Origin of the sequence: Actinomycetospora lemnae, from assembly GCF_028737315.1 — a bacterium.
GTDB classification, from domain to species: domain Bacteria; phylum Actinomycetota; class Actinomycetes; order Mycobacteriales; family Pseudonocardiaceae; genus Actinomycetospora; species Actinomycetospora lemnae.
Map to the genome: position 1 here is coordinate 752,945 of NZ_JAQZAO010000001.1, position 7,528 is coordinate 760,472.

The window sequence follows — 7,528 nt, forward strand, 5'->3', positions numbered from 1 at the left end:
GCGTCCTCGTGCTGGACCACAGGAACGCGGCCCCGATTCCTGTCGCCGACGACGATGACCACCTGACGTGACCCGCACCACCATGCGAGGAGGGCCGCGACCGTCCGCGGTCCCGCCGAGGAGGCACGCATGCTCGTGGACTTCCGCCCGCACGCCCGGCTGCGCAGCTCGACCCCGGTCAGCGTCGCCGACTCGATCGGCCCGGTCGTGGACGCGCTGTCCGAGAGCCCGACGGACCTGTCCCGGGTGCGGGTGGTCTGCGACTGGGTCCAGTACCGGCACAACTTCCGCGACGTGGTGGAGGTGCGGCCGATCCTGCCCACCGACGGCAACGGGCGGACGGGGGCGCCCCCGCACGGCCCGGTGCCCGAGGGCGTCCGCGACGACGACCTCGAGATCGCGGTCGACGTGCGCCGCGGCGCCGACACCGCGCTGCGCGACACGACCCGGGAGGTCCTGCGCGCCCACGCCGAGGGCGGCGACGCCGGCGCCGTCGTCCTCGAGGACTGGGGCCCGACCCGGCGCAGCTGCATCTGGGACTTCAACGCCCTCTACTGGTCGGCGCTCGACCTCTGGGAGTCCGCGACCGGGCAGGCCTACGAGCAGGCGCTGCCGGGCGGGGAGAGCGACGCCCGCAACCGCGACGCGGTGCGCGCGATCCTCGCCGAGCTGTTCACGGTGTGGGACGGGCTCGCCGACCGGGGCGCGCTGCCGCCCGAGCTCTACGTCGTCGAGATCGGGGTCGGCAACGGGCACCAGGCGCGGGTCTTCCTCGACGAGCTGCGCGACCTCGACGCCCGCCACGGCCGCGGGTACTACCGGCGCCTGCACTACCTCATGTGCGACTACTCCCCGCACGTCCTCGAGCGGGCCCGCGCGACCGTCGCCGACCACGCCGAGCACGTCAGCTCGTTCGTCACCGACGCCACCTCGCCGCGCGCGGTGCTGGGGTTCCTGCAGTTCAAGGTGTTCCTCATCTACATCTCGAACGTCTACGACAACCTGCCCTCCGACGAGGTCGCCCAGCTCGGCGGGCGCACGTACCTGGTCGAGTCGCGGGCGTTCCTGCCCGCGGACGCGGCGGCCGACCTGGCCGCGCTCGCCGGGGTGCGCACCGACGAGCTCGCCGGCCTGGTGGCGACGCTGCTGCGCCTCGGGCCCGCGCTGCTCGCGGAGGCGCAGCCGGGCCGGTTCCCGGACACGGCCGCCGCCGTCGCGTTCTGGCGCCGCACCTGGGCCGCGGTCCGGCTCGCCGAGCGCTACGTCGGGCTCGCCGGTCTCGACTCCTACGACCTGTCCCCCACCGTCAACGGCGAGGCGCTGCGGCCGCTGCTCGAGTCGGGCGCCGACCTGCGGATGCACGTGAGCAACGGCGCGGTCGCGAGCTTCACCGAGACCATCGGGCTGCTGCACCCCTACGGCCGGCTGGTCTGCCACGACCTCTTCGCGCGCGAGGTCGGGGCCTACCGCACGGGCTTCCGCGGCCCCGGCAAGTACGACGGCTCCGTGGTGAACTGGGTGAACGGCCCGCTGCTCGCCCACCTCGGGCGTCGGCGGGGCGTCGACGTCTCCTACGCCCCGTTCGCCCACCGCGCCGGCACCAACATCGTGACGATGACCGCCCAGGTGCGTGACTGATGGCGCCGATCACCCCGGGGACCGGACTCCCCCTGCTGCCCACCACCGTCGTCGGCTCCTGGCCGGTCCCGGAGTGGCTCGAGCGCCTGAAGACGGACTTCTTCCGCTGCCGCATGAGCCGCACCCAGCTCGAGGCCGTCCACGACTGCGCCGTGACGGCCGCGATCAAGGACCAGGAGCTCGCGGGGATCGACATCGTCTCCGACGGCGAGCTGCGCCGCGACAACGACGTCGACCACCTGCTGGCCCGCATCCCCGGGATCCACGTCCCCGTGACCAGCAAGGACTTCTACCACGACTACTACGACGCCGAGGTCCGCACGACGCCGGCACCGCCGCCGACCGGCCGCGGGCTCGGGCTCGACGCCGACTTCGCGTTCACCCGCGCGCGCACCGACCGGCCGGTCAAGTTCTCCTTCACCGGGCCGTTCTCGCTCTCGCGCCGGGTCACCGACCACGTCCACGCCGACCCGGCCGACCTCGTGCGGTCGATCGCCCACGTGCTGGCCGGGGTCGCGGAGGCCCTGCGGGAGGCGGGCGCCCAGCTGCTCCAGATCGACGAGCCGTTCCTCGCCGGCTACCCGGACCAGGTGGGGCTCGCCGTCGAGGCGATCAACATCGTCACCCGCGAGGTCGACGTCTCGTGGGCGCTGCACGTCTGTTACGGCAACCGCTACGCGCGCCCGCTGTGGGAGGGGCACTACGACTTCCTGTTCCCCGCGGTGCTCGACGCGCGGGTCGACCAGCTCGTGCTGGAGTTCGCGCGCAAGGGCGACGAGGACCTGCCGATCATCGAGCGCTCCGGCTGGGACCGCGACCTCGGGCTCGGGGTGATCGACGTCAAGAGCCACGTCGTCGAGAGCCCGGAGCTCGTCGCCGCCCGCATCCACCGGGCGCTGGAGCTGGTGCCGCCCGAGCGCCTCCTGGTCAACCCGGACTGCGGGCTGCGGAACCTGCCGCTCGACGTCGCGACGGCCAAGCTGCGCGCCATGGTCGAGGGCGCCGCCCGCGTCCGCGCGACCCTCCCCGCCGCCACCGTCGCGGGGTGACCACGGCGCCCGCCCTCTCCGCCACCGACGCCGAGCTCACCGCCCGCGGGACCGCGACCCTCCTGTCGGCGTGGGAGGCCTACGCCCGCGGCTGCGCCGGGGCCGCCGTGCACCGCCGCTGACGCGTGGGCCGGGCGTCACTCGGCCCGGGCGAGCTCCCGGGCCTCGACGCGCACGGTCTCCTCGACGTAGACGAGGCCGTCGTCGACGGTCACGCGGTGGGTGCGCACCGGTTTCTTGGCGGGCGGCCCGCTGGGCTGCCCCGTGCGCAGGTCGAAGCACGCGGCGTGCAGCGGGCACTCCACCGCGCAGCCCTCGAGCCAGCCGTCGGACAGCGACGCGTCCTGGTGCGTGCAGGTGTCGTCGATGGCGTAGAGCTCGCCGTCCGCGTTGAAGACGGCGATGGCCACCGAGCCCTGCACCCGCACCGACTCCCCCACCGGGATGTCGGCCAGCTCGCCCACGTAGATCATTTCGGCTCCTGTTGCGCTCTGCGCATCGAGTCCTGTCATCCGCAACACATAGCCTGAGGCTCGGGAAGTCCGCCGTCAAGCGTTGTGGCCGACGTCGCGAGTGTTTCCGTTGCTCTACGCGTGTGTTACTGATACACGTCTCATATGTCAGCGGCCTGAGGTTTACGCCGCGGCCGGGCTGTCACACTGCGCGCCGGGTCGAGCCCCTCCACCGCCGTCGGCCCGAGGAGCGTCACCGTGTCCGAGCACCCGCCGCCGCGTCGCCGCGGTGGCGCCGCGCGGGCGGTCGAGGGCGAGTACACGCTGCGCCGGGCCACCGCCGCGGCAGCCATCGGCAACGTCGCCGAGTGGTACGACTTCGGGATCTACTCCTACCTGGCGGTCGTGCTGTCCCGGGTGTTCTTCCCCGACGCCGGGCCCTGGGCCGCCGTGTACACCCTCGGCGCCTTCGCCGCGGCCTTCGTCATGCGACCCCTCGGCGGGCTGTTCTTCGGCCCCCTGGGCGACCGGATCGGGCGCACCCGCGTGCTCTCGGCGACGGTGGTGCTCATGGCGGCCGCCACCGTGCTGCTGGGGCTCATCCCGAGTCGCGGCGCGATCGGGGCCGCCGCGCCGGTCCTCGTGCTCGTCATGCGCATGCTGCAGGGGTTCTCGGCGGGCGGCGAGTACACCGGGGCGCTGACCATGGTCGCCGAGTACTCCCCGGACCGGCGCCGCGGCCTGTTCGGCAGCTGGCTGGAGTTCGGCACCCTCACCGGCTACACGCTCGGCGCCGGCGTCAGCGCGGCCGTCATCGCCGTGCTGCCCGACGACGACCTGCTGGCGTGGGGCTGGCGCCTGCCGTTCCTGCTCGCGCTCCCGCTGGGCGTCGTGGGCATCTACCTGCGCCTGCGCCTCGAGGACACCCCGGCGTTCCGGCAGCTCATGGAGCGCTCCCCCGCGCTCGCGACGATGCCGCTGCGCCGGGCCCTGCAGATCCTGCGCGTGCGCTACCGCCGCGCGCTCCTCGTCGCGGGCGGCATCGTCGTGGCCTGGAACATCACCAACTACGTGCTCACCAACTACGTGCCGACCTACCTCACCAGCACGCTCGCCGAGCACGGCGAGACCGGCGCGGAGACGGCGACGTCGACGGCGCTGCAGGTGGTCGTCATGGTCGCGATGCTGGCCGTCGTCACCTCGCTCGGTCGCCTGTCCGACCGCGTCGGGCGCCGCCCGATCCTCATGACCGGCAGCATCGCGCTCGTCGTCGGCGGCCTGCCCGCCGTGTGGCTGCTGCGCCAGGGCCTCGTCGGGCAGCTCGGCGGCCTGCTGCTCATCGGCGCGTGCCTCGTGTGCTTCGCCGCGGTCGCCCCGTCGACGCTGCCGGCGCTCTTCCCCACGCTCGTGCGCTACGGCGGGCTCGCGCTGACCTTCAACGTCTCGGTGTCGCTCTTCGCCGGCACCGCGCCGACGGTGATCGCCGCGGCCACGACGGCCACCGGCAACCTCGACTGGCCGGGCTACTACCTCGTCGCCGCGGGGGTGGTCGGCGTCGTCAGCGTCCTGTTCCTCACCGAGTCCGCGGGCCGGCCGCTGGCCGGTGCCGCGCCGCTGACCTCGAGCGCCGACCTCCCGCCGCCGGTGCGTGACGAGCACGGCGTGCCCCTCGAGCCACCCAGGGAGGGCTCGAGGGAGGAGTAGGCGGCCCTACGCGGCCGCGGCGCGGCGGCGCAGCTCGCTGCGGCGCACGCGGCCGAAGGTGCGCGGGTCGCCCATCCCGAACACGCCCGTCGTGGTGCCCTCGGCGTCGACGTAGCGCGCGACGAAGCGCCCCGCGTCCGGCTCGCCGTCGACGACGTCGACGTGGTCCTCGGCCGAGGGGTGCCCGGCGAGCTGCAGCATGCGCCCGTACTGCTCGGACCACACGTAGCCGGTGGGGCGGAACGTCGCCTCGGTGCGACCCGCGAGCAGGTTGGCCGCCGCGACGGCCGCCTGCTCCCCCGCGCTCGTCCAGTGCTCGTGCCGGCGGCCGGCCGCGCCCGGGCCCCACCGCGCGACGTCGCCGACGGCCACGACGGCGGGGAGGTCGGTGACCATGCCCGCGTCCGTGACGACGCCGTTCGCGACGGCCAGGCCGGACCCGTCGAGCCACTCGGTGTTCGGGGCGATGCCGATGCCCACCACGACGACGTCGGCCGGGACGGTCGTGCCGTCGCCGAGCTCGACCCCGACGACGCGGGGGCCGTCGGCGGTGGGGGCGGTCGCGAAGCCGGAGACGGCGGCACCGGGTCGCAGGTCCGTGCCGTGCTCGGCGTGCAGGTCGACGCAGTGGCGCGCGATCCGGGGCCCGAGGACGGGGGCCATCGGCAGCGGCAGGCCGTCGAGGACCGTGACGTCGAGGCCCATCGCCCGGCAGGTCGAGGCGACCTCGGCCCCGATGAACCCGCCGCCGACGACCACCACGCGCGGCGACCCGGCCCGCAGCTCCGCGCGCAGGGCGCGCGCGTCGTCGAGCGTCCGCAGCGTGTGCACGCCCGCGACGCCCTCGGTGCCCGGCAGGCGCCGCGCCCGGCCGCCGGTGGCGACGACGACGCCGTCGGTGGCGATCGTGGAGCCGTCGGCGAGCTCCACGGCGCCACCGGCGGGGTCGAGGCGCGCCGCGCGGACGCCGAGGCGCATCTCCAGCGCGAGCTCGGCCACCTCGACGTCGTCGAGCAGGGCGATGGCGTCCTCGTCGACGCCGCCGGCGAGGAACGCCTTGGACAGCGGCGGGCGGTCGTAGGGCCGGTGCGGGTCGTCGCCGACCAGCAGCAGGCGCCCGTCGTAGCCGGCGGCGCGCAGGGCCTCCGCGGAGCGGACCCCCGCCACCGACCCGCCGACGATCGTGATGGTCTGCATGCGCGGCCTCCTCGTGGGCCTCGACGTCGGCACGCTCCCCCGCGTCGGGGGCGGACCGGTGGAAGGGACACCCCACGATCTGGAGTGGAGAGTTGCGCATAGCAGAACACAGCTTCTCCATGCGCAACTCTGCACCGTGGGAGAGCCGACGCCCCTTGTCAAGAGCCGATCCACGCGGACCCGTGCGCGTGCACGTGAGCACTCGCCCGTCCGCACCCTTGACAGCCGACCTCGGGATCGCGGAACGTATCGTTGCGCATCACGAACCGTGTCTCTCAATGCGCAACTCATCGGAGAGTCGGCGTCAGGCCGTCGGCCCGACCACCCACCAGCAGGCGCACCCCTCGAGGAGCACGGACCCATGACGACCGGAGAGATCGCACCGGCGATCGCGTCGCCGGAGCTGCCGGCGAGCCTGCGCGGCACCCTCCCGGGCCGGTACTACACCGACCCGACGATCTTCGCGGCCGAGCAGGCCCTCGTCTTCGAGACGGGCTGGTTCTGCGCGGTCCTGGCCGCCGACATCCCGATGCCGGGCGCCTTCGAGACGGTGCAGATCGGCCGGGAGAGCGTCATCGTCGCGCGCGGGCGCGACGGCGCGGTGAACGCCTACCTCAACGTCTGCCGCCACCGCGGTGCGCGCCTCTGCACCGAGGACAGAGGCATGGTCCGGCGCTCCTTCCAGTGCCCGTACCACGCGTGGACCTACGGCCTGGACGGCAAGCTCGTCGCCGCCCCCAACCTCGGCGACATGCCCGACGTGGACAAGGTCGAGTTCGGCCTGCACCGCGTCCACGTGCGCGAGTGGCTCGGCTACGTGTGGCTCTGCCTGGCCGAGGAGCCGCCGTCGTTCGAGGAGACGGTCGTCGGCGACGTGGCCGCCCGGCTGGGCGCGCCCGACGCGATCGTCGGGTACCAGGTCGCGGACCTGAAGCTCGGCCGGCGCATCGAGTACGACGTGAAGGCGAACTGGAAGCAGATCGTCGAGAACTTCATGGAGTGCTACCACTGCGCGACGATCCACCCGGAGCTCACCGAGGTGCTGCCGGAGTTCGCGAACGGGCTCGCCGCCCAGTACTTCGTCGGCCACGGCGCCGAGTTCGGTGAGGACGTCGCGGGGTTCACCGTCGACGGCTCCGCGGGGCTCGAGCGCATCCCCGGCGTCGCCGAGGAGCAGGACCGGCGCTACTACGCGATCACCGTGCGCCCGCAGGTGTTCATCAACCTCGTGCCCGACCACGTCGTGTTCCACCGCATGTTCCCGCTGACCGCGGACCGCACGCTGGTGCGCTGCGACTGGCTCTACCTGCCCGAGGTCGTCGACTCGGGGACGGACATCGACCGGTCCGTCGAGCTCTTCCACCGCGTCAACCTGCAGGACTTCGACGCCTGCGAGCGCTGCCAGGTCTCCATGGACTCGCGCTCCTACGCCCGCGGGGGCGTCCTCGTCCCCAGCGAGCACCACATCGCCGAGTTCCACGACTGGGT

Annotated in this window: 7 protein-coding genes; 5 read left to right on the top strand and 2 right to left on the bottom strand. The window is 73.8% G+C overall.

The annotated features are described in order from the left end of the window. Window positions 1–129 precede the first annotated feature (129 nt). From PGB27_RS03650 to PGB27_RS03660, 3 genes are read left to right on the top strand one after another with little or no spacing between them, the layout of a single operon-like run. Complete coding sequence (locus PGB27_RS03650; RefSeq protein ID WP_274198960.1) at window positions 130–1,638, top strand: class I SAM-dependent methyltransferase; 1,509 nt, start codon at window positions 130–132, stop codon at window positions 1,636–1,638. Continuing rightward, window positions 1,638–2,687 carry a uroporphyrinogen decarboxylase/cobalamine-independent methonine synthase family protein gene (locus tag PGB27_RS03655; protein ID WP_274198961.1) on the top strand — a complete coding sequence of 350 codons (1,050 nt, stop codon included), beginning with the start codon at window positions 1,638–1,640 and terminating at the stop codon, window positions 2,685–2,687. Before PGB27_RS03650 ends, PGB27_RS03655 begins: the two co-directional genes overlap by 1 nt. Continuing rightward, window positions 2,684–2,809 carry a hypothetical protein gene (locus PGB27_RS03660; protein WP_274198962.1) on the top strand — a complete coding sequence of 42 codons (126 nt, stop codon included), beginning with the start codon at window positions 2,684–2,686 and terminating at the stop codon, window positions 2,807–2,809. Before PGB27_RS03655 ends, PGB27_RS03660 begins: the two co-directional genes overlap by 4 nt. A gap of 15 nt (window positions 2,810–2,824) precedes the next feature. On the opposite strand, the gene PGB27_RS03665 is transcribed toward PGB27_RS03660, so the two are convergent. Continuing rightward, window positions 2,825–3,160 carry a bifunctional 3-phenylpropionate/cinnamic acid dioxygenase ferredoxin subunit gene (locus tag PGB27_RS03665; RefSeq protein WP_274198963.1) on the bottom strand — a complete coding sequence of 112 codons (336 nt, stop codon included), beginning with the start codon at window positions 3,158–3,160 and terminating at the stop codon, window positions 2,825–2,827. 237 nt (window positions 3,161–3,397) lie between these two features. On the opposite strand from PGB27_RS03665, the gene PGB27_RS03670 reads away from it, so the two are divergent. Next, on the top strand, window positions 3,398–4,843 hold the full coding sequence (locus PGB27_RS03670) for an MFS transporter (RefSeq protein WP_274198964.1): 1,446 nt from the start codon (window positions 3,398–3,400) through the stop codon (window positions 4,841–4,843). Window positions 4,844–4,849: 6 nt separating this feature from the next. Here PGB27_RS03670 and PGB27_RS03675 read toward each other — a convergent pair whose 3' ends face one another. Next, window positions 4,850–6,040 carry an NAD(P)/FAD-dependent oxidoreductase gene (locus PGB27_RS03675; RefSeq protein WP_274198965.1) on the bottom strand — a complete coding sequence of 397 codons (1,191 nt, stop codon included), beginning with the start codon at window positions 6,038–6,040 and terminating at the stop codon, window positions 4,850–4,852. A gap of 361 nt (window positions 6,041–6,401) precedes the next feature. Between PGB27_RS03675 and PGB27_RS03680 the strand changes: the two genes are divergently transcribed. Further along, window positions 6,402–7,528 (top strand): aromatic ring-hydroxylating oxygenase subunit alpha (locus tag PGB27_RS03680; RefSeq protein ID WP_274198966.1); only part of this gene is annotated, 1,127 nt, incomplete at its 3' end.